At 67.4% G+C, this 20,662-nt stretch carries 20 protein-coding genes; 11 read left to right on the top strand and 9 right to left on the bottom strand.

Annotation, left to right across the window (positions count from 1 at the left end):
- Positions 1 to 100: 100 nt before the first annotated feature.
- The 3 genes from ACFU4Z_RS23585 to ACFU4Z_RS23575 all read left to right on the top strand — a co-directional run bounded on the left by ACFU4Z_RS23585 (position 101) and on the right by ACFU4Z_RS23575 (position 4,848).
- The gene (locus ACFU4Z_RS23585; RefSeq protein WP_379066545.1) at positions 101 to 751 is read left to right on the top strand and encodes a hemolysin III family protein; all 651 of its coding nucleotides are present in this window, start codon (positions 101 to 103) and stop codon (positions 749 to 751) included.
- A 98-nt stretch (positions 752 to 849) separates the two neighbouring features.
- Positions 850 to 3,090: an MMPL family transporter gene (locus ACFU4Z_RS23580; protein WP_379066480.1), complete on the top strand. Its 2,241-nt coding sequence runs from the start codon at positions 850 to 852 to the stop codon at positions 3,088 to 3,090.
- A 147-nt stretch (positions 3,091 to 3,237) separates the two neighbouring features.
- Positions 3,238 to 4,848, top strand: a complete 1,611-nt coding sequence (locus ACFU4Z_RS23575; protein ID WP_379066478.1) for an adenylate/guanylate cyclase domain-containing protein — start codon at positions 3,238 to 3,240, stop codon at positions 4,846 to 4,848.
- Positions 4,849 to 4,854: 6 nt separating this feature from the next.
- Here the strand turns inward: ACFU4Z_RS23575 and ACFU4Z_RS23570 are convergent, their stop codons facing one another.
- Positions 4,855 to 6,999, bottom strand: coding sequence for a thioredoxin domain-containing protein (locus ACFU4Z_RS23570; RefSeq protein ID WP_379066476.1), 2,145 nt, complete (start codon positions 6,997 to 6,999; stop codon positions 4,855 to 4,857).
- Between the two features lie 154 nt (positions 7,000 to 7,153).
- On the opposite strand from ACFU4Z_RS23570, the gene ACFU4Z_RS23565 reads away from it, so the two are divergent.
- Positions 7,154 to 8,104, top strand: a complete 951-nt coding sequence (locus tag ACFU4Z_RS23565; RefSeq protein WP_379066474.1) for a LysR family transcriptional regulator — start codon at positions 7,154 to 7,156, stop codon at positions 8,102 to 8,104.
- Here ACFU4Z_RS23565 and ACFU4Z_RS23560 read toward each other — a convergent pair.
- On the bottom strand, positions 8,056 to 8,970 hold the full coding sequence (locus tag ACFU4Z_RS23560; protein WP_379066472.1) for a serine hydrolase: 915 nt from the start codon (positions 8,968 to 8,970) through the stop codon (positions 8,056 to 8,058). The genes ACFU4Z_RS23565 and ACFU4Z_RS23560 overlap by 49 nt on opposite strands.
- A 131-nt stretch (positions 8,971 to 9,101) precedes the next feature.
- Between ACFU4Z_RS23560 and ACFU4Z_RS23555 the strand changes: the two genes are divergently transcribed.
- The gene (locus ACFU4Z_RS23555) at positions 9,102 to 9,662 is read left to right on the top strand and encodes a GyrI-like domain-containing protein (protein ID WP_379066470.1); all 561 of its coding nucleotides are present in this window, start codon (positions 9,102 to 9,104) and stop codon (positions 9,660 to 9,662) included.
- A gap of 140 nt (positions 9,663 to 9,802) precedes the next feature.
- On the opposite strand, the gene ACFU4Z_RS23550 is transcribed toward ACFU4Z_RS23555, so the two are convergent.
- From ACFU4Z_RS23550 to mca, 5 genes are all read right to left on the bottom strand, one after another.
- On the bottom strand, positions 9,803 to 10,366 hold the full coding sequence (locus ACFU4Z_RS23550; RefSeq protein ID WP_379066468.1) for a TIGR03086 family metal-binding protein: 564 nt from the start codon (positions 10,364 to 10,366) through the stop codon (positions 9,803 to 9,805).
- 179 nt (positions 10,367 to 10,545) lie between these two features.
- Positions 10,546 to 11,073 carry a DoxX family protein gene (locus ACFU4Z_RS23545; protein ID WP_379066466.1) on the bottom strand — a complete coding sequence of 176 codons (528 nt, stop codon included), beginning with the start codon at positions 11,071 to 11,073 and terminating at the stop codon, positions 10,546 to 10,548.
- A gap of 119 nt (positions 11,074 to 11,192) precedes the next feature.
- On the bottom strand, positions 11,193 to 11,576 hold the full coding sequence (locus tag ACFU4Z_RS23540) for a hypothetical protein (protein WP_379066464.1): 384 nt from the start codon (positions 11,574 to 11,576) through the stop codon (positions 11,193 to 11,195).
- Between the two features lie 60 nt (positions 11,577 to 11,636).
- Entirely contained in the window at positions 11,637 to 11,918 is a 282-nt protein-coding gene (locus tag ACFU4Z_RS23535; protein ID WP_379066462.1) for a hypothetical protein, read from the bottom strand.
- Positions 11,918 to 12,796 (bottom strand): mycothiol conjugate amidase Mca, encoded by an 879-nt coding sequence (gene mca / locus ACFU4Z_RS23530; protein ID WP_379066460.1) that lies wholly within the window; start codon positions 12,794 to 12,796, stop codon positions 11,918 to 11,920. The genes ACFU4Z_RS23535 and mca overlap by 1 nt, the downstream gene beginning before the upstream one ends.
- 105 nt (positions 12,797 to 12,901) lie before the next feature.
- On the opposite strand from mca, the gene ACFU4Z_RS23525 reads away from it, so the two are divergent.
- Positions 12,902 to 13,357 carry a DUF4307 domain-containing protein gene (locus ACFU4Z_RS23525; protein WP_379066458.1) on the top strand — a complete coding sequence of 152 codons (456 nt, stop codon included), beginning with the start codon at positions 12,902 to 12,904 and terminating at the stop codon, positions 13,355 to 13,357.
- 306 nt (positions 13,358 to 13,663) lie between these two features.
- On the top strand, positions 13,664 to 14,158 hold the full coding sequence (gene greA / locus ACFU4Z_RS23520) for a transcription elongation factor GreA (RefSeq protein ID WP_328405951.1): 495 nt from the start codon (positions 13,664 to 13,666) through the stop codon (positions 14,156 to 14,158).
- Between the two features lie 115 nt (positions 14,159 to 14,273).
- Here greA and ACFU4Z_RS23515 read toward each other — a convergent pair whose 3' ends face one another.
- A complete protein-coding gene (locus ACFU4Z_RS23515) occupies positions 14,274 to 15,419 on the bottom strand; it encodes a cystathionine gamma-synthase (RefSeq protein ID WP_379066456.1) in 1,146 nt (381 codons plus the stop codon).
- A gap of 182 nt (positions 15,420 to 15,601) precedes the next feature.
- On the opposite strand from ACFU4Z_RS23515, the gene ACFU4Z_RS23510 reads away from it, so the two are divergent.
- Entirely contained in the window at positions 15,602 to 16,777 is a 1,176-nt protein-coding gene (locus tag ACFU4Z_RS23510; protein WP_379066454.1) for an acyl-CoA dehydrogenase family protein, read from the top strand.
- 76 nt (positions 16,778 to 16,853) lie between these two features.
- Here ACFU4Z_RS23510 and ACFU4Z_RS23505 read toward each other — a convergent pair whose 3' ends face one another.
- The gene (locus ACFU4Z_RS23505; protein WP_379066452.1) at positions 16,854 to 17,732 is read right to left on the bottom strand and encodes a hypothetical protein; all 879 of its coding nucleotides are present in this window, start codon (positions 17,730 to 17,732) and stop codon (positions 16,854 to 16,856) included.
- A 673-nt stretch (positions 17,733 to 18,405) separates the two neighbouring features.
- Between ACFU4Z_RS23505 and ACFU4Z_RS23500 the strand changes: the two genes are divergently transcribed.
- The 3 genes from ACFU4Z_RS23500 to ACFU4Z_RS23490 are packed head-to-tail and all read left to right on the top strand — an operon-like array spanning position 18,406 to position 20,635.
- Positions 18,406 to 19,020, top strand: coding sequence for a TetR/AcrR family transcriptional regulator (locus ACFU4Z_RS23500; protein ID WP_379066450.1), 615 nt, complete (start codon positions 18,406 to 18,408; stop codon positions 19,018 to 19,020).
- A 27-nt stretch (positions 19,021 to 19,047) separates the two neighbouring features.
- Positions 19,048 to 19,809, top strand: a complete 762-nt coding sequence (locus tag ACFU4Z_RS23495; RefSeq protein WP_379066448.1) for a maleylpyruvate isomerase family mycothiol-dependent enzyme — start codon at positions 19,048 to 19,050, stop codon at positions 19,807 to 19,809.
- A gap of 31 nt (positions 19,810 to 19,840) precedes the next feature.
- The gene (locus tag ACFU4Z_RS23490) at positions 19,841 to 20,635 is read left to right on the top strand and encodes an MBL fold metallo-hydrolase (protein ID WP_379066446.1); all 795 of its coding nucleotides are present in this window, start codon (positions 19,841 to 19,843) and stop codon (positions 20,633 to 20,635) included.
- The last annotated feature ends 27 nt before the right edge of the window (positions 20,636 to 20,662 follow it).

Here is a 20,662-nt window from a genome sequence, read left to right as displayed (position 1 = left end):
CCGTAGGTTACTGGGCGGTACAAACTGGAGGTAACTGGTGTCCGAATCGGTCGCCGCCGACGCGGCATCAAGCACGACCCCGGGCACGGCAGGCGAATCCATGGCGGCGGCGCTCGGCAAGCCGCGGCTGCGCGGCTGGATCCACACCTGGGCCGTCGGCATCGCGGCGATCGCGGTCATCGTCCTGGTCGGCGCGGCCGCGACCATCTCGGCGACGGCAGGCTTGTCGACGCTGGTCTATGGGCTGACGGTATGCGGACTGTTCGGGATCAGCGCCGTCTACCACCGGGTGACCTGGCCGACCGCGAGGGCGCGCATCCGGATGAAGCGCGCGGACCACTCGATGATCTTCCTGTTCATCGCGGGCAGCTACACCCCGTTCGCCCTGCTCGGACTGCCGGGGCGGACCGGACAGACCCTGCTGCTGGTGGTCTGGATCGGCGCACTCGCGGGCGTCGCGCTGAAACTGCTGTGGCCGACGGCGCCGCGCTGGGTCGGCGTGCCGCTGTATCTGCTGCTCGGCTGGGCCATCGTCCCGGTCGCCGGGCAGCTGAACTCGCAGGTCGGCATCGCGCCGCTGATCCTGTTGTTGATCGGCGGGCTCGTCTACAGCGGTGGCGCGATTCTCTACGCCACCAAATGGCCCAATCCGTGGCCCGCGGTCTTCGGCCATCACGAGTTCTTCCACGCCGCGACCGTGCTCGCCGCACTGTGCCATTACGTCGCGATCTGGCTGGTCGTTCTGCGCTGATCGGCCGCAACGGCCGAAGTGAGCAATCCGACCGTCCCATTCTCTCGGTTTCGGCAATACAGTCGAAGACGAGGGAACTCGATTCGGGGCGGCAGACGATGGCACAACAGATCCACACCGAAAAGCCGGCCACGGCTCGGCCACCGGAACAGCGGTTGGCCTACCGCTGGGGTGTGGCCGTGGCGCGGTACCGCCGCCCGATCGCGGTGGTCTGGCTGTTGGTCATCGTCGCCTGCGCGATCGCCTACCCGAAACTCGACGGCAGGCTGGAGGCCGCCGAATTCCACGCCGATGATGCGGAATCGACGCGGGCCGCCGAGCTGCTCGACGTGCACTACCCCGATCTCGGCGCCGAACAGCTCGCGCTGGTGTTCTATTCGGCACAGCGGACGGTGGACGACGCGCAGTACCGAGCCGTCATCGAACGAGCGGTCGAGGATCTGCGTGGCGTTGCCGGTGTCCGGATCGCGCTCGGCCCCTTCCAAGGCGACCAGAAGTCCCAGATCTCCGCGTCCAGGCATGCCGCGCTGGCGGTCATCGGGATCGACGGCGATATCCCGACGCGCGCCGTGCTGTCCGCCGAGCTACAGGAACTAGCGGGCCACCACTCCAGCGACGAGGTCACCGTCGGCCTCGCCGGGTTCTCCCCCGGGCTGCACGATCTGATGGAAATCGAGGTCGCCGATTCCGGCCGGGCCGAAGCGATCGGTTTGCCGGTCGCGTTCGTGCTACTGATCGTGGCCCTCGGCACTGTGGCCGCCGCGCTCGTGCCGGTCGCGGTGGCGCTGAGCGGGCTGCTGCTCGCATTCGGCGGGCTCTTCCTGATATCGCATGTCATGGGCACCAGTTCCCTGCTGCTCGCGGTCGCGACCATGATCGGCACGGGCATCGGATTGGACTATGCGATGTTCGTGGCCAGCCGGTTCCGGGAAGAACTCGCCAAGCAGCCACCCGGCGCCTCGGAGGCGGGCATCGCGCATGCCTGCGGCGTCGCCGTCGCCACCGCGGGCAAGACTATCGTCGCCTCCGGGCTGATCGTGATGATCTCGCTGTGCTCGCTGATCGTGGTACCCGCGCCTGTGTTTCGTGGTATCGCGGTCGGCGTTGTTGTCGCGGTCATCGCGACGCTCGCCGTGGCGTTGACGCTGCTGCCCGCGCTGTTGGCGCTGCTGGGTCCCCGGGTGAATCGCGGCGCGCTCCCGGCCCGCTGGCAGCCGCTGGAGACACGGCCGGGGGCGGACGCTGCCGATCCGGCCACCGGCCGGTGGGCTCGCTGGAGCCGGACCGTGATGGCACGGCCCGCGCTGTTCGGCATCGCCGCCACGCTGGTTCTGCTGCTGGCCGCGGCGCCGCTCGCTGGAGTGCGCTACGGCGTCGACATGGGCACCGCGGCCTTGAGCGAGACCGCCTCCGGAAAAGCAGGCACCATCGCCTCGGACAATTTCGCGCCAGGATTGCTGGCGCCGATCACGCTCGTCGCGACCGGCCCCGACGACACCGCGCTGTCCGCCGACGCGGCCGGACAGGTTCAGACCTTCCTGACCGCGCTCGGCGACGACGAGCGCATCGACCGGGTGCTGCTGTTCCAGCGCGATGGGCGAATCTTCGCGACAGTGATCGCCGAGACGCCGTTCGATTCGACCGAAACCACCGCGCTGGTCCGGGATATCCGCGTCGGCGCCGCGACGCTGCCGGATTCGCAGGTGCTGGTCGGTGGCGTGGCCGCCGAATCCGCCGACATGTCCGACGAGATCACCAGGAAACTGCCGTTGGTGGTCGCACTGGTTCTATGCTGCTCGTTCGTGTTCCTCGTCGCTGCCTTCCGCAGCATCGTGCTGCCGGTGAAGGCGATCGTGATGAATCTGCTGGCCACCGGAGCCGCCCTCGGTATCACCGTCGCGGTGTTCCAATGGGGTATCGGTGAGTCGGTGCTCGGATTCCAGAGCACCGGGTTCATCCAGGTGTTCCTCCCTGTCATGGTGTTCGCCATGCTGTTCGGACTGTCGATGGATTACGAGGTGTTCCTGATCCGGCGGATCAAAGAGTTCTGGGAGGACAGTCCGCGCACCGCCGCCGACAACGAGCGCGCGGTCGCCGCCGGACTACAGCACACCGCACGGCCGATCAGCGCGGCCGCGGCGATCATGGTCGTCATCTTCGGCAGCTTCCTCACCGCGAGCGTGCTGGAGCTGAAGCAGATCGGGCTGGCGCTCGCCGTCGCCGTCGCCATCGATGCGGCGCTGGTGCGGCTGATCCTGGTGCCCGCGCTGATGAAGCTGTTCGGCACCTGGAACTGGTGGCTGCCCGCACCTGTCGCACAAGGTTCGCGAAACCGGTGATCGCCAAGCTTGTCGTCTGGGCACTGCGGGCCCGCTGGGGTCTGGCCGCGGTCGTCATCACCTGCAACCTCAGTGGTCTGGCCGTCATCGTCACCGAGCTGTGGCTCAGCGGCTTCTTCCACAGGCTCGGCCCCGATACCCTGCGCCATGGCGCTGGTGGCCGTCTACCCGGCGGTCGGATTCCTCGCCGGTATCGCACTCGCGATCCGCGACCGGGCCGTGTACTTCGGCTGGCTGGACGACGGACGCAAACCCACGCCGGAGGAGGCCCGCCGCCTGCTGCGGCTGCCGATCGCCATCACCTCGCGCGCCCTGGCCCTGTGGCTGCCCGGCGTGATCATCTCCGCCGTCGCGCTATCGCGGGTGACGCCGGAGCACGACCTCGCCGTCATGATGGCGATGTTCGTCCTCGGCGGATTCGAATCGGCGGCATTGACCTTCCTGATCGTCGATCGGCTGATCCGGCCGACCATTCCGATCGTGACCGCCGTGCTCGGCGCGACGATGCACTGGAGCTCAACGGTATTCGTCCGCGTCGTGCTCACCTGGGCGGTGTCGGGGGCGATGCCGCTGTTGATGCTCATCGTGGTGCTCGCCGACCCGGTGTCCGGTGCGTCCGACCGCATCCGCACCGGCATCTACGTCGCCGCGGTCGGAATCGGCGTCGGCGCGCTCGCCACCGCGACGCTGGCCCGCGCTGTAGCCGCGCCGCTGCGGATGCTGCGCCGGGCGCTGGACCGGATCACCCATGGTGAGCTGGATGTGCGGGTGCCGGTCGGCAGCGCGAGTGAGATCGGGCGGCTCGAGCATTCGGTCAACGAGCTCGCCACGAATCTGCGCGAACGCGAACGGATGCGGGAAGTGTTCGGCAGGCATGTCGGCGCGGAAGTCGCCGAACGCGCCCTGGCCCGTGGCGTCGATCTGACCGGCGATGTCCGAGTGGTCGCGGCGCTGTTCGTGGATGTCACCGGCTCCGTGGAACTCTCCACCGGGCTGCCGCCGCAGGAGTTCGTCGCCAAGCTCAACCGGCTGCTCTCGACGGTTGTCGCGGCAACCGAGGCGAACAACGGGCTGGTCAACAAGTTCGAGGGCGATGCGGCGCTGTGCGTCTTCGGCGCACCGATCGCGTTGCGAGACAACGCGACCCCGGCTCTGCGGGCTGCCCGGCGCATCCGCGACGAGGTGGTCGCCGCCGGTGAACTGGATATCGGCATCGGCGTCGCCCTCGGCCTGGTCTTCGCGGGCGACGTGGGTTCCGATACCCGGCTGGAATACACCGTCATCGGCGACGCGGTCAACGAGGCCGCGCGGCTGACGACAGAGGCCAAGGAGGTCCCCCGCCGAATCCTGGTGAGCGGCGCGGTGATCGAAGCCGCGGCGGATCACGAGAAGGCCGAATGGACCCTGTACGAATCGATCCGGCTGCGTGGCATGAAGGAACCCACCGCCTGCTGGACCGATATCGATCCCACGGGCAGCACCGGCCACCCCACAGACGACAGCACCGAACACTCCGCAGCGAGGATCGGCGCGACGCCCGTGAGCGCGGTCACCGAACTCCGCTGCAACGCACCGGAGACCGACGGAAGCAACGCCGACGCCGCGCTGCCGGGCGGCAGCACGGACCCGACGGAGGATCGCAGTCCGATCTCCGAGATCCGCACGCAGGCAACAGCAGACGAGTCCGACGCGCTGCACGTGCGCGCGACGGCGTCCGACGCGGTCACCACAAGTCGCACACGCGGCGAAAAGCCCTGACTTCGTTCACTGCCTGCTCAGAGCCTCCTGCACGTCCGCAGCGGTCGTGACCGGGAGATCACACACCGAGCCGCGACACACGTACACCGCCGCCGCGCCGTCGACCAGGGGGCGATCGGCCAGCAGCGGCACCGAGTCCGGTTCGCCCGCAACGACTATCGATCCGCCAGGGGCCGATCTCCTGGCGGCTGAGAGCAATCTGCGCGCGTCCTGGAACTCGAGTGCGCCCGGCGCATCGAGCGACAGTTCGCCGCCGCCGAGGTATGCGCCACTCGGACCCACGATCGCGACCTGGAGCGGACCGCGCAGCGCCGCCTCGGCGACTGTCAACCATTGCCCGGCCGAGCGCGGCGCGCGAGCGAGTACCACCGCGCCTCGGGTGAGGGTCTGGTCGGCCAGCTCGCGGTAGCGCACCGCGCGGGCCGGATCGCTTGCGGCGCTTGCGGTCAGGAGTGCTTCGGCGAGCGCGGAGGCGCCCGCTGGGGTGGCGCCGTCGATCGGGTCGCGCGGGCGGGTGACGAGGATTTCCGCATCGTCGGCGGTGTCGAACCAGCTGCCCGGTGCCGCCGGGTCGGCGAAATGCTCGATGGCCTTGTCCAGCAGGCGTTGTGCGTCGGCGAGCCAACTCGGTTCGCCGGTGGCTTGGTGCAGGGCGAGCAGCCCGACCGCCAGCCATGCGTAGTCCTCCAGAACACCGGGCGCCGTTCCGGCGACACCGCCGAGCGAGGCGCGCAGCACCCGGTCATCGACAACGTGCTGAGCGAGCAGATAGCGTGCGCAACGCGCCGCGGCCGCAACCCAATCGGGGCGGCCGTGCGCAGCTCCCGCTTCGGCGAGCGCGGTAATGGCAATCCCATTCCATGCGGTCACCACTTTGTCGTCGCGGGCGGGCTGCGGGCGGCGGTCGCGCGCGTCGCGCAGCGCGGTCCGAATACGCTCGAAGCGGGCCGGGGCGTCCGGATCGACAGGCACCGCGGCCTTGATGGCGTCGGGATCGGTGTATCGGGTGAGGATCGAGGTGCCCTGTTCGAAGTTGCCCGCGGTGGTCACTCCGAAAACCTCTGCGGCCCAGGCCCCGTCGGTCGGTCCGAGCACGCCGGTCAGCTGGGCGGGTGTCCACACATAGGTGGCGCCCTCGACTCCCGGCCCGCCCGGTTCCAGGTGGGTGTCGGCATCCAGCGCGGAGGCGAAACCGCCCTGTTCGGTGCCGAGATCATCGAGCAAGAAGCCTGCGGTCTCCTCCGTGATGCGCAACGCGAGCGGCCACGCGAGGACCGTTTCGCCCGGTGCCAATCCGGTCCGGCGCGCCAGATGCGCGTAGGCGCGCAGCAATTGGGCGTTGTCGTAGAGCATCTTCTCGAAATGCGGTACCAGCCAAGCATCGTCGACGGAATAGCGCGCGAAGCCGCCGCGCAGCTGGTCGTAGATGCCACCACGGGCCATCGCTTCCGCGGTGTGGGACACCGCCTCGAACACCGTGGGATCACCGGTGCGCTCCCAGCTCCGCAGCAACCCTTCCAGCAGCGCCGACGGCGGAAACTTCGGCGCACCACCGAAACCGCCGTGCTTATCGTCCACCTCGCGCAACACGGCGGCCACCGCGTGGTCGAGCAGTTCGGCGGTGATGCTGAAATCGCCGTCGGGCAGTCCGGCCGCCTGCCCCCGCAGCGCCTCGGTGATCTGTGCGGACGCCTTGTTCACCTCGTCGCGCCGGTTGAGCCAGGTGTCGGTGATCGCGGTGAGCAATTGGCTGAACGACGGCATGCCACCACGGGGCAGCTTCGGGTAGTAGGTGCCGCAATAGAACGGTTCACCGTCCGCGGTGAGGAAGCACGTCATCGGCCAGCCGCCCTGACCGGTCATGGCGACGGTGGCGTTCATGTAGACCGCGTCCAGATCGGGCCGCTCTTCCCGGTCCACCTTCACGCAGACGAAGTTCGCGTTCATCAGCGCCGCGGTCGCCTCGTCTTCGAAGGACTCGTGCGCCATCACATGGCACCAGTGGCACGACGCGTATCCGACCGAGAGCAGGATGGGCACATCCCGCTGCCGCGCCTCGGCCAGTGCCTCGGCGTCCCACTCCCGCCAATGCACCGGGTTGTCGGCATGCTGCCGCAGGTACGGAGAAGTCGCGTTCCCGAGCCGGTTCATGGTTCTACCGTCTCACAGTCGGAGTGCGACCGGTCATCGTGTGACGGTCCGCGAGCGATGGGCCCTGACTAACTCGCCTCGCTCCGGAGAGTGTGCCGCCTACTTGGGCGCGAGCTGATCGCGATACTGATATCGAAACCGATATCGTCGCAGCGTGGACCCCCTACGCCAACTGCGGTATTTCATCGCCGTCGCCGAAGAACTGCATTTCGGACGCGCGGCGGAGCGCCTCGGCATCGCCCAGCCCCCGCTGAGTCAGCGGATCCGCAAACTCGAGGCCGACCTCGGCGCGCGACTGTTCGATCGCGACAGCCGCCGGGTCGCGCTCACCGAGGCCGGGCAGATCCTGCTCGCGGAGTCCCGCGATCTGCTCGCGCGCTGGGAGCGGACGACAGCGCTCGTCGGCAAAGCGCATCGGGGCGAGATCGACGCATTGCGCGTCGGGGTGCCGCCCGAGCTGGCCGGGCGGGTGCTCGCCGCCGTACTGACCGCATTCGAGAGCCGTGACATCCGGGTCGACCTGCAGGAGCTGTCCACCGCCGAGCAGCTCCGATTGCTGGCCGACCGGCAACTCGACGCTGGCCTGTTGCAGCATCCGGTCGACATGATCGGCCTCGAAACGGGTCCAGCGGTGGACACGCCCCTCGGCGTGGTGTTGCCGCGGGATTCACCGTTGGCCGTGCGTTCCTCGCTCACCCTCGCCGACCTGGCCGGGTATGGACTGGTGATCTTTCCGAGAGCCGCGGCGCCCGGGCTGTACGACGCGACGCTGCGCACCTGCTGGGACCACGGCTTCCGGCCGACGTCGGTGCAGCACGCCCGCAATCCCGAGTTCGTGCTCGGCATGGTGCTTTCCGGCCGCGGCGTGGCCTTCGACCAGGGCATGGTGGCACAGAAGGAACCGCGGGTGGTCTGGCGACCGTTGCCGGAAGGAACATTGAGCTGGCGACTGTCGCTGGCGTGGCCCGCTGCGGCGCCGCATCCGCTGGTGCGTGAGCTCGCCGAGCTGGTCGCGAATGTGGTGCAGGGTGACGGCGCTTCCCGCCCCGCACCTGTTCAGGAAATACCGCAGCGCCCGTGGAATGTGGTGTACGGCAGGCCGTGAACAATGTTTTCGATCGCGTACTTCGCCGCCGCGCCGATCGCGCGGTCCACCTCGGGTAGCCGCTGTTCGAGGGTGTCGGCCCTGGTGAAAACCGCCACGGCGTAGCGACTTCCGCCGGGATATTCGACGACGCCGATTTCGTTGCGAACGCCAGGCAGGGTGCCGGTCTTGGCCCAGAGCCGCACCTCGGGTGGAAATGCCGCGGCGAGGCGGTGCCAGTTGACCTGTTGACGCATGAGGTCACGCACCCACCGGCACGTCTCGGCGGTGCCTGCCCGATCCGCGCCGATGAGCGTGAGCAGCTCGGTCATTTCGCGTGGCGTGCTCGCGCTGGTCCGCAGCGGATCCAGGGCGCGGGTGCCGAGGACCTCGGCAGCACTCAGCGCGGGAAACCGTGCGGCGAAGTCGATCGGGTCGCGGGCTCCGATGTCCTCGGCCATGGTCTGCACAATGTGCCGTGGCGATCCGACGATCCGGGTGCCGATGAGGCCGAGCTCGCGCACGAGCGAGCGCACATTGTCGAGTCCGACCCGGTCGAACAGCAGATCGGCCGCGGTGTTGTCGCTGAGCGCGAGAGCGAAGAACGCGGCGTCGCGCAAACTCAACTCGACATCGTCCACGCATCCCGCCGTGCCGACGCCGCCGAGACGGTCCCGTGCGGCCGCACGCACCCGATCGGTCGGGTCCAGCTGCCCAGCGGCGACCTGGCGAGCGAACTCCAGCACCAGCGGCACCTTGACCACAGAGGCGAGCACCACCGGCTCGTCGGCGCCCGAGCCCACCTCGCCGTCGCAGTCGAAACACTTGGCGTGCACCCAGCCGCGCACACCGACTTTCCGGAAGAACTCGTCCACGGCTGCCAGCATTCACGGTGGGCTCGGCCGCGCGGCAACCCGCCCGCGCCATTCGAACGACGCATCGAACCGGCGTCTTGACTCTCCCGTCGTTGGAGGGTCCACGCTGGCCACCGACAGGCAATCCGACAGGAGGACATCCGGTGAAGATCGATCTGGCCAAGACCGATAAGCACTACTACGACGCGCCGCGCGATCCTGCGCTGCGCACATTCGATGCCTACAACTACGTGACGGTCACCGGCTCCGGAGCACCGGAGAGCCCGGCGTACCTCGACGCCGTGGCCGCGCTGTATCGCGCCGCCTACGGCGCGAAGAAGATCGCCAAGGCCGCCGCGGCGGATTTCGTCGTACCGAAGCTGGAGGGCCAGTGGTGGGTGGAATCCGACGAACCACCGCTCTCGGTGCCACGTGAGCAGTGGCACTGGAAACTGATGATCCGCATGCCCGACCCCGTCACCCCGGACATGGTGTCGGGCGCGAGCTTCGAGTCGATCACCGAGGGCGACGCGATCCAGGTGCTGCACGTCGGCCCCTACTCGACCGAGCCCGAGACCCTCACCCGCATGGATGCGTTCATGACCGCCGAAGGCTTGACGATGAACGGCCTCCATCACGAAATCTACTTGTCCGACCCGCGCAAGGCCCCGGCCGCGAGCACCAAAACCATTCTGCGCCACCCGGTTCGCCGCATCGACGCCTGAGCGCGCGCTACCTGATCGCCAGCTCGCCGACGCTTATCTTGCTCATCGGCGGGCCGCTCGGGTCTGGGCGCTATCCGGTACGTCCAATACGCCGATGTGGCCGAGAGCCGGTCGGGCACGTCCACGCCTGAGCGCTGCGGTCACCACGTCCTGCCGACGTAGCCGAGCAGCCGCTGATGAGCGGGCGCGTCGGCGGCGACCGGTACCTCGGCGTCGAACATGCCCGGCTTGCGGAAGCCATCGATGCCGCCCATCGCCTGCATCGCGGCGAGCAATTCAGCGCACAACGCGTCGTCTGCGAGATCCGGCCGGTGCACTGCGAGCGCGATGTCGACACCGTGCACCACCAGCTCGGTGAGATGGACCATCGCCGCCGCGGAGCCCGGCAGATCGCCCAACGAGATGTGCACCGTCGCGGTCAGCGCATCCGGCCGATGCCATGCCGCCCGATCCACCTCGGCCGCCGCGGCGTACGCGGCGTGCGGATCGATGCCCAGCCAGTCGTCTTCGTGCTCGGCCCCCGCATCCATCCCGGTCAACGCGGCGGCGAACAGGTGCATGCCGCCGACGACATGGTTGAGCACCGCACGCACATCCCATTCGTGGCACGGTGTCGGCGCGACCAGCCGGTCGTCGTCCACCGTCGCGACGATCGCCCCCGTCATGTCCAGAGCGCGGTCGATCTGGTCGATCACAGAATCCATCGTCATCCTTCGGTCGTGGGTTCGCTGAATGAGTAGCACACCGGACCGACATTCAAACCGCGACCAGGACAGACGCCGCGCGTCGAAAAATCCATCGCCGTGCCCGAATTCGGCGCGCGAGGACGCGGCGAGCCCCTCGGGACGGAGCCGCCGCGTTCCGCGATGTCTCGGGCAACCGATCAGACCTGCTCGGTCCGACCGGAACGGCCGACGAGCGCCTTGAAGCGCGGGGCCACCTTCGGCAGCGGCTTCGGATCGCGCTGCGCGGGCAGGCGCAACGACCACGACACGAAGGTCAGGCCGGCGAACACCAAGGGCGAGATCCACTTGGGGGCCGGGTCACCGATCGCCAGGTGCGACGCCGCCGCACCGACATACACGAAAGTCAGTCCCGCGTAGGCCCATTCCTTGAGCCGGGGGAATCCGGGAACCACCGCGGCCGCGACGGCGGCGAGCTTGGAGACGCCCAGGATCGTGGCGAAATACATCGGGTACTTCAGGTCGGCGAAAGTATCGACGACGTACTGGGTTCGGGCCAGATCCCAGTAGGAACCGACCACCGATTCGGTGAGGACCGCGCCGGTAGCGACGGCGAAGGCAGTGAAACGTACTCGCGATGAGAGGGTTTCGCCCGCGACGGCGTTGACGAAGGTAGTGACTCGATTCGAGCCGGTCGAGGTGGCTGGGGCGTTTGCTGTGATTGTCATGCCATTACTCTGAGCGACCCTGTTGATAGAACGACGATGTCTGCGCAATGGACGGCCGATAGGTAGGCCGCGGGTCACGATGCGCGCCCGCGGCCTACGAATCGTTAAGCGCGACAGCGCTATCCGAGCACCGGATTGTTGGCGCGAATGATGCCGTGCGGGTCACGGGCACGCTTGACCTCGCCGAGGCGAGCCGGCGTCGACTGGTCGAAGGCAGCGGCCGCGCCTTCGTCCGGGGTGAGGAAGGTGTACGGCTTCAGCCCGCTGATATGACCGCCGATGGCGTCGACGATCTCGGTCCGCCTGGTCTTGACGGCCGCCGCGAGGTGCGGCAGTCCGAGCACGTACAGCAGGCAGGGCTCGGTGACCGGGACACGGGCGCCGCCGTCCGCGGTGGCCTCGGCCAGCGCGCCGCCGAGATGGCGGATCTGAATGTCGACCAGCGGTGCGACGGGCTCGTCCAGCAACGTCTTGACGACGGCGTCACCGAGATCGATGAGCACCTGCCAATGTAACAACGGCCGCCCGCTGGATGCGGACGGCCGTTGTGACAGGCGGAAACCTCAGGTTTTGTCGGCTTTACCATCGGACTCGGCATCCTCGGCGGCATCCTCGGACACCCGCCGGGTGATACCGGGCTCGGTGCCTTCGTCGGCCTCCTGATCCGGCTCGGGATGCTCCGGTTCGAAGGTCGGGGGCAGATTCTTCAAGTGCCGGTTCATCGAGCGCACCAGCAGCACCGTGCCCGCGAGCAGGATCAGGATGATGACGAGCCCGAGCGGCGACGCCTTACCGAACTCGGGCCCGGTAGGGGTGCCAGGAGTCTGCGCGAGCAGGGCGAGCATCACAGATCCTCGATGCCTGCGAACAGGTCGTTCTCGGGGATCGCGGTGCTCACCTTCGTCTTGGCCAGCTCGAATTCCTCGGTGGGCCACACCCGTTGCTGCATCTCCAGCGGGATCGCGAAGAAAGCGCCGTTCGGGTCGATCTGAGTGGCGTGTGCGCGCAGCGCGTCGTCACGCTGCGGGAAGTATTTGGCGCATTCGATCTGCGTGGTGACCCGCGACATCACATCACCGCGCTCGACGGCGTACTTACGAATCCGATCCAGCCACTCCTGCATCGGGAATGGCTCGCCGAGCCGCTCGAACTCCGCGGCGAACGCCTCCATCCGCTGCAGGCTGAACCCGTGGTCGTAGTACAGCTTCAGCGGCGTCCACGGCTCGCCGGCATCGGGGAACCGCTGCGGGTCGCCCGCGGCCTCGAACGCGGCAATCGACACCTCGTGGCACCGGATGTGATCCGGATGCGGGTAACCGCCGGTCTCGTCGTAGGTAGTCATCACGTGCGGCTTGAACTCCCGGACCACCCGCACCAGCGCCTCGGTGGCTTCTTCCAGCGGAACGAGCGCGAAGCAGCCTTCCGGCAGCGGCGGCATCGGATCGCCCTCGGGCAGACCCGAATCGACGAACCCCAGCCAGGTCTGACGCACACCGAGCGCAGCGGCCGCCGCGGCCATCTCCTCGCGCCTGACCTCATCGATCCGGTCGAGCACGCCGGGAATGTCCATCGCGGGGTTGAGGATGCTGCCGCGTTCGCCGCCGGTCAGCGTGACGACGATGACCTCGTTTCCTTCGTCGGCATAGCGTGCGGTCGTCGCGGCACCCTTGCTCGATTCATCGTCAGGGTGGGCATGGACCGCCATGAGGCGAAGGCCACTCACGTCTCGTTCACCTCATCGCTCTCGCTCGCGGGTGCTTGGGCTTCGTTCCCTATAGTTCCATTCGACAGACTTTTGTTCCGACGTACCCCCCGGGAGCGACCACTCATGACCGAGCCTGCGCCGGAATCAGCCGGTGGCGATGCGGCCATCGAACGGCGCGCCGACCGCTACGGCTCCGCGCCGCGCCGCGGACCGCGCTGGATTCCACCGGTTCTGGGCGGGGTCGTCGTCCTGCTCGGGCTGGGTGTCGCCTACCTCGGATGGCAGAAGTACGGCCCGAAGGACATCGAGGCCGAGCAGCTCGGCTACGTCGTCGTGGACGACTCGACGCTGACCGTCCGGATGAAGATCACCCGCAACGATCCGCGGCAGCCGGTGGTGTGTTTCGTACGGGCGATGGACAAGGACGGCACCGAGGTCGGCCGCCGCGAAGTTCTGGTGGAGCCGTCCGACAGCGGCACGATCGAGTTGTCCACGACCGTGCGTTCATCCTCGCGTGCCTCCGCGGGCAGCATCTACGCGTGCAGTGATCGGGTCCCGGAGTACCTTCGCGCTGGCTGAGTACCTTCGAACGGCTGACCTACACCCCGGCCACGGCAAAACAAACTCCGACCTGCATGTTTATGATTCATGCTAAAATAGCCTGATACACGGTTCCGGGGCTCGGAGCCGTGTTTGCTGCATTGGCGGCCAGCGCTATCGGTTCCGGATTTTCGTATTTGCCCGGAGCAGAGGCCTGTCGGGGTTCGAAGAACTTCCCCAGGATGGCACTAGCCGTCGGCTGGTGCGTGCCCGCCCCCTGTGGGCACTGCAGCGGTTATCAGGGAATCCCGGCCTGCCGGGAACAACTACTAGGGAGTGATCGAGATGACTGAGACGCAAGTGACTTGGCTGACCCCGGAGTCGCACGACAGGCTCAAGGGTGAGCTCGACGCGCTCATCGCCAATCGTCCCGTCATCGCTGCCGAGATCAATGAACGCCGTGAAGAGGGCGATCTCAAGGAGAACGGTGGATACCACGCCGCTCGTGAGGAGCAGGGCCAGCAGGAGGCGCGTATCCGCCAGCTGCAGGAACTGCTGAACAACGCCAAGGTCGGCGTCGCACCGACGAAGGCAGGCGTCGCGCTCCCGGGCTCGGTCGTCAAGGTCTACTACGACGGCGACGAGTCCGACACCGAGACCTTCCTGATCGCGACCCGCGAAGAGGGACTGAACGACTCCAAACTGGAGACCTACTCGCCCGCCTCGCCGCTCGGCGGCGCGTTGATCGACGCCAAGGTCGGCGAGACCCGTGAGTACACGCTGCCCAACGGCAACACCATGAAGGTGACGCTGGTCAGCGCTGAGCCCTACCACAGCTGACGCATCCCGCCGGGGCACCGCGCCCGGCCTCCTCGGATAGAGGAAACACGCTCTCCCCCGAACGCAAGCGGCCGCACCCGATTCCGGATGCGGCCGCTTCGTCATGTCCGATACCTCAGCGGGCCAGCGCCTGCTCGACATCGGCGATCAGGTCGCTGATGTCCTCGATGCCGACCGAGAGCCGCACCAGATCGGCGGGCACCTCGAGATCGGAGCCCTCGGTGGACGCGTGTGTCATCGCGGCCGGGTGCTCGATCAGCGATTCCACGCCGCCGAGCGATTCGGCCAGGGTGAAAATCTTGGTCCGCGAGCAGAAGTCACGCGCCGCGTCCGGGCCGCCGTGCAGCCGCACCGAGATCATGCCGCCGAAGCGCTTCATCTGCTTGTCGGCGATGAAGTGGCCGGGATGCTCGGCCAGTCCGGGGTAGATGACCTGTGAGATCGCGGGGTGCCTGGTGAGGAACTCGGCGATGGCCTCCGCGTTGTCGCAGTGCCGATCCATCCGCAACGCGAGGGTCTTGGTGCCGCGCAGGGTGAGGAAGGCGTCGAAGGGGCCGGGCACCGCGCCCGCGCCGTTCTGCAGGAAGGCGAATGCCGCGTCGAGCTCCGGGTCGTTGGTGATCAGCGCGCCACCGACCACGTCGGAGTGCCCGCCGAGGTACTTGGTGGTCGAATGCGTGACGATGTCGGCGCCGAGCAGCAGCGGCTGCTGCAGGTACGGCGTCGCAAAGGTGTTGTCCACCACCAGTTTCGCGCCCGCCGTGTGCGCGACCTCGGCCAGTGCGGGGATGTCGCCGATGCTGAGCAGCGGGTTGGTCGGGGTCTCGATCCAGACCAGTTTGGTGTTCGGACGGATCGCGGCGCGCATCTCGTCGACGTTGAACACGTGGGCGGGCGAGTGCTCGATGCCCCACTGGCTGAACACCTTGTCGATCAGCCGGAAGGTGCCGCCGTAGGCGTCGTCGGGAATCACGATGTGGTCGCCGGGCCGCAGCGTGGCGCGCAGCGCACAGTCGGTCGCGGCCATGCCGGAGGCGAACGCCCGTCCGAAGCGGCCCGATTCGAGCGCGGCGAGGTTGGCCTCGAGCACGGTCCTGGTCGGGTTGCCGGTCCGGCCGTACTCGTAGCCGTCACGCAGCCCGCCCACCCCGTCCTGGGCAAACGTCGAACTCGCGTAGATGGGCACGTTCACCGCACCGGTCCGCGGATCGGGATCGAATCCGGCGTGCACGGCCCGTGTAGAGAATCCCAACTCACTCATGGCCCCAGCCTAGATGGCGGTGAATTATGAGCAACTGGCTGGTGCGGCCTCTTACTGCGTATACCGAACCGCCTATTCCCCGCCGCCCCTCGGCCATCGGCGGCAGGCGGCCGTGGCGAGGCCCCGGAGTCTGGTGACGGGAGGCCGGTCTCGGTACCGCCGATCCGAATTAGGCTGAGGCCATGGTGACTGTCGAAGAACTGTTCGCGATCGATGCCCTGCTGTCGGAAGAGGAGCGCGAGATCCGTAATACCGTCGCGGCCTTCGCGAACCAACGGCTGCGACCGCATATCGCGGACTGGTTCGAAACGGGCACCTTCCCGGCTCGCGAGATCGCCCCCGAGCTGGGCAAGCTCGGGTTGCTCGGCATGCATCTGGACGGCTACGGGTGCGCGGGGATGTCGGCGACTGCCTACGGGCTCGCCTGCCAGGAGCTCGAGGCGGTGGACTCGGGGGTGCGCAGCATGGTGTCGGTGCAGGGGTCGCTGGCGATGACGGCGATCCACCAGTTCGGATCCGAGGAGCAGAAGCAGCGGTGGCTGCCCGAGATGGCGGCGGGCCGCGCGCTCGGCTGTTTCGGGCTCACCGAACCCGACTTCGGCTCCAATCCCGGTGGCATGCGGACCCGCGCCAAGCGCGACGGCGCCGACTGGGTGCTCAACGGATCGAAGATGTGGATCACCAACGGATCGGTGGCCGATGTCGCGGTGGTCTGGGCTCAGACCGAGGACGAGGGCAAACAGGTCGTTCGCGGATTCCTGGTGCCCGCGGGCACGCCCGGGTTCACCGCGCGGGAGATGCATCGCAAGCTGTCGCTGCGCGCCTCGATCACCGCGGAACTGGACTTCAGCGATGTCCGGTTGCCCGCCGATGCCTTGCTGCCGCAGTCACGCGGGCTGAGCTCCCCGCTGGCCTGCCTGAGCGAGGCACGTTTCGGCATCATCTTCGGTGCGCTCGGCGCGGCCCGCGACTGCTTGGCCGCGACCATCGAATACGCGAGGACCAGGGAAGTCTTCGACAAGCCGCTGGCCGCCTACCAATTGACCCAGGCGAAGCTGGCGGATATGGCGCTGGAATTCGGCAAGGGCCAGCTGCTCGCGCTGCATCTGGGCCGGTTGAAGGACCAGGGTGTGGTGCGCCAGGAGCAGATCAGCGCCGGCAAGCTGAACAGCACACGGGAGGCCATCGCGATTGCCCGCGAATGCCGCACCATCCTGGGCGCCAACGGCATCACGCTGGACTATCCGGTGCTGCGTCATGCGAACAACCTCGAGTCGGTGCTCACCTATGAGGGCACCGCGGAGGTACACCAACTCGTGCTCGGCAAAGCGCTGACCGACGCGAACGCGTTTCGCTGACACTGTCGCATGACGCACGTCCGCCGCGAACCGGATCGGCCCGCGGCGGATATCGCACCTGCTCGGCGCCGACTGCCTATCGCATGTCGCGCGGATCGCCGTACTGCGAATAGCCGCCCTGCGGATACCCGCCGTTCGAATACCCACCCTGCGAATACGACCCGTCCATCGACTCCGGCTGCCACTGCTGTCCACGGGCGGCCTGCTGATCCATCCACAGCTGCTCGCGCGAGGCGTCCTCGCGGCCACGGTTATATGCCTCCGCGTGCCCCTTCACCGCGGGCATCTCCGCTTCGAGGTTGCTGAGCCAGCCGTCCCAGCGCCGCTGCATGGGACGGACCATGCCACCGCCGACGCCGACCACCAGAATGCCGCCGATGGTGGCGAGAACGGCGATCAGGATCGGCATGGTGACCGAGCTCGCCACCCCGATCTGATTCAGCGCCGCGATAATGCCGACGCCCCAGATGAACACCGCGGCGAACCGGCCGAGCGCCGGGCCATAGGACAGGCCGCCGAGCACGTTCGTGACGATGTCACGAACGGCGTGCGCGATCGCCGCCGCGATCACCACGATGACGATCGCGACCGCGGCCTTCGGCAGCCAGGACACAATGCCGTTCAACATATCGCTGACCGGGTTCGGCCCGAATACGCCGAATCCGAGTTGGAGCGCGATAAGCAGGATCGCGTAGTAGGCCAGCTTCGCCAGTAGATCCGAGGCGTCATAGCGGCTGCGCGCCAGTATGTGTTTGATCCCGCCCCGCTCGGCGAGCCGGTCGAAGCCGACTCGCTCGAGCACTCGGTCCACGATCGCCGCGACCGCTTTCGCAACGATCCAACCGATGAGCAGAATGACGAGGAATCCGGCCAGCTTGGGGACGAACGTGGCGACGGAACTCCACGCGTCCGAGAACCCTTGCTGGAAATCGATAGCCAAACTGGAGGTGTACACGGCCCTTCCCTTCGCTATCCGATTGCGCCCTGACGATTTGCCAGGGCGGCTTCCAGGCCGGTTATACCCCGGTGCGAGCACCGAAATCATTGATTTGCGAACAATTTGCCACATTCGAATATCGCCGCGAAAACAGCAATGCCGCGACTACGGATTCGCGGGCTGGAAGCTCGTACGGATTGTCGGACTATTCGAAGCGCGCCGGGCATGTCCGAGGCTCGCCGACGACGGCCGGGTACCGAACGGACGGCCGATTCGTCCGCGTGCGCCGCCACCGCTCCTCGCTTCCGCCCGGATTCTCCAGGCCCGGAACCGAATTGAGCCGCATGCCGGCGGCATCGCCCAGTACAAGAATGTGGCGGGCGACCCGAATTCGACCGGCTCCGAACGACGAGCGAACCCGACCTGCCCGCTCACCTCGCATGTAGATCTGGCCGCACTGGCACTGGCACAGGCGGTTGCCAAGGGCGGAAACCTCAACGAGCCGAGCGTCGAGGCAGCGATAGCGGCGGTGGATGCCAATTCCGTTGCATTGTCGAAGGCAGCCGGATTCGGGAGGTGATCACCGCACACGAGGCGACTCGATCGGCCGCCGAAGCACCCGGCCTCGGCGGCCGATTCGCGTGGGTGCGCGCTATTGACATCAAATGTGAACTGGATCACAATTCTAACTGTGTTAGGTGAATCTACTCGCAATAGGCAAGCCGAACGTCGTGAGGCAACTCGGCAGGAGATCCTGGAGGTCGCCTGGGAGCTGGCGCGGGAACACGGTCTCCCTCAGCTGACGCTGCGCGAAGTGGCGAGCCGGGTCGGCATGCGGGCCCCCTCGCTGTACACGCACTTCGCCTCGAAGAACGCCATTTACGACGCGATGTTCGGACAGGCCTGGCAGGAGTGCGAGCGAGTGTCGCAGCACGCGATCGCCCAGCTGCCCGCCTCGCCTCGGGCACAGCTGCGGACGCTGTCCCGAGTCTTCTTCGACTTCGCGGTCGCCGATCTGGCGCGCTACCAGTTGATGAACCAGCGGACCATCCCCGGCTTCGTACCGTCGCCGGAGTCGTATGCGCCGTCCGTGCGGGTACTGCACCAAAGCCTCGACCTGCTCGCGAACATCGGCATCACCGATCGCGGCGATGTCGAGATCTGGTTCGCCCTCGTGGGCGGACTCGTCGATCAGCAGCTGGCCAACGACCCGGGCGGCGACAGCAGACGCAGACTGCTGGATCGCGCAGTGGATATGTGGGCCGACGGTGTCGGCCTGGCAGATGACAGCGGAACAACCCAGTGACAGCGCGAGGAAGCGACCATGACAACGATGAGCACCAGCGAACGGACCGATCTCCGCCGACCCACGCTCGACCATCCCGAGGCAATGCGGCTGGCGGCAACGGAATACACGCGCATCGCGCAAGCGGTGGCCGGGCTCGCCCCCGATGACTGGGCCAAGCCCACCGACTGCACGGAATGGACCGTGCACCAGCTGATTTCGCATGTAGTGGGCATGGCCGCAATGGCGGCCTCCCCGCGAGAGAACGTCCGGCAGAACTGGATCGCGAACAAGCGACCGGGCGGCGAAGCCGAGATGGTCGACGCGCTGACCGCGCTGCAGGTCCGCGAGTTCAGCGAGCACACACCCGTAGAGCTCACCGCGTTACTCGCCGAGCTCGGCCCTCGAGCCGCCCGGACGCGCCGCCGCATTCCCGGATTCATCCGCCGTCGGCCGGTGCCGGGTTCGCAGCCGGTCAACGGTGTCGCCGAAAGATGGAGCCTCGGCTACCTGATCGACATCATCCTGACCCGGGACCCCTGGATGCACCGGATCGACCTGTGCCGGGCCACCGGCCAGGACCTGATGCTCACCGCCGACCACGACGGACGCATAGTCGACAACGTCGTTCGCGAATGGGCCCAGCGCCACGGCATGCCCTACCAGTTGACACTGACCGGACCAGCGGGCGGCACATGGTCATCCGCCGGCGCACCTGATCCACTCGAACTCGACGCCATCGAGTTCTGCCGGGCGCTCTCCGGCCGCGGCGAAGCAACCGGCTTGCTGCGCACCCAGGTCCCGTTCTGACTCGCCCCGGCCAACCCCTTTCGAGGACGCCATGAACATCCATCAGCTCACCGCCGACGTCACCGCGCTCAGTGACTGCGCCGAGGTGCCCGGTATCGGATTCATCCCGGTCAACGCTTTTGTGCTGCACGCCGCCGAGCCGGTCGTCATCGACACCGGTTTGAGCAACTCCGACAAGGACTTCCGCACCGAACTCGGGCACGTCATCGATCCGTCCGACGTGCGCTGGATCTGGCTCACCCACCCCGACCGCGATCACACCGGCGGCCTGTGGAGCCTGCTCGAAGCCGCACCGCACGCACGCATCGTCACGACCTTCGCCGGCGTCGGAATCATGTCCTGCGAATGGACGATTCCGCTCGATCGGGTGTATCTGCTCAACCCCGGGCAGCAACTGGACGTCGGGGATCGCACACTGATCGGCTATCGGCCGCCGCTGTTCGACAATCCCGCCACGGTCGGCGTTTTCGATACCGGCTCCGGAGCACTGTTCAGCTCCGACTGTTTCGGCGCGCCATTGCCGAGCGCGGAGATCGCCATGGGCGCCGATGCGCGCGCCGCCGGGCCGGAGTTGCCGCAGGCACAGCTGCTGTGGGCCACGGTGGACAGCCCTTGGGTGCACACCGTTGATCCCGAAAAGTACGCGGCCACCGTGGATCCGATTCGCAAGCTGGATCCGTCGGGCATCTTCAGCACACACCTGCCGCCCGCCATCGGCATGAACGATCGTATGTTCGATACGATCTCGGCGGCCCCGGCGGCTCCCGCATTTGTCGGGCCGGATCAGCAGGCGCTGGAAGCTATGCTCGGATCTTTCGAACCCTGATCACCGGATAACCTGCCACGACAGGCG

This window comes from Nocardia sp. NPDC057440, assembly GCF_042802915.1.
Lineage (GTDB): Bacteria > Actinomycetota > Actinomycetes > Mycobacteriales > Mycobacteriaceae > Nocardia.
This window is presented reverse-complemented; position numbering and strand designations above follow the sequence as displayed.

Bases quoted from the DNA above. Each gene is read 5' to 3' on its own strand.
- ACFU4Z_RS23515 (WP_379066456.1), bottom strand. From the start codon at position 15,419: ATGAGTGAGTTGGGATTCTCTACACGGGCCGTGCACGCCGGATTCGAT.
- ACFU4Z_RS23545 (WP_379066466.1), bottom strand. From the start codon at position 11,073: ATGACAATCACAGCAAACGCCCCAGCCACCTCGACCGGCTCGAATCGA.
- ACFU4Z_RS23570 (WP_379066476.1), bottom strand. From the start codon at position 6,999: ATGAACCGGCTCGGGAACGCGACTTCTCCGTACCTGCGGCAGCATGCC.
- ACFU4Z_RS23535 (WP_379066462.1), bottom strand. From the start codon at position 11,918: ATGCTCGCCCTGCTCGCGCAGACTCCTGGCACCCCTACCGGGCCCGAG.
- ACFU4Z_RS23560 (WP_379066472.1), bottom strand. From the start codon at position 8,970: ATGCTGGCAGCCGTGGACGAGTTCTTCCGGAAAGTCGGTGTGCGCGGC.
- ACFU4Z_RS23585 (WP_379066545.1), top strand. From the start codon at position 101: ATGGCGGCGGCGCTCGGCAAGCCGCGGCTGCGCGGCTGGATCCACACC.
- ACFU4Z_RS23495 (WP_379066448.1), top strand. From the start codon at position 19,048: ATGAGCACCAGCGAACGGACCGATCTCCGCCGACCCACGCTCGACCAT.
- ACFU4Z_RS23490 (WP_379066446.1), top strand. From the start codon at position 19,841: ATGAACATCCATCAGCTCACCGCCGACGTCACCGCGCTCAGTGACTGC.
- ACFU4Z_RS23580 (WP_379066480.1), top strand. From the start codon at position 850: ATGGCACAACAGATCCACACCGAAAAGCCGGCCACGGCTCGGCCACCG.
- ACFU4Z_RS23525 (WP_379066458.1), top strand. From the start codon at position 12,902: ATGACCGAGCCTGCGCCGGAATCAGCCGGTGGCGATGCGGCCATCGAA.
- ACFU4Z_RS23550 (WP_379066468.1), bottom strand. From the start codon at position 10,366: ATGGATTCTGTGATCGACCAGATCGACCGCGCTCTGGACATGACGGGG.
- ACFU4Z_RS23575 (WP_379066478.1), top strand. From the start codon at position 3,238: ATGGCGCTGGTGGCCGTCTACCCGGCGGTCGGATTCCTCGCCGGTATC.
- greA (WP_328405951.1), top strand. From the start codon at position 13,664: ATGACTGAGACGCAAGTGACTTGGCTGACCCCGGAGTCGCACGACAGG.
- ACFU4Z_RS23510 (WP_379066454.1), top strand. From the start codon at position 15,602: ATGGTGACTGTCGAAGAACTGTTCGCGATCGATGCCCTGCTGTCGGAA.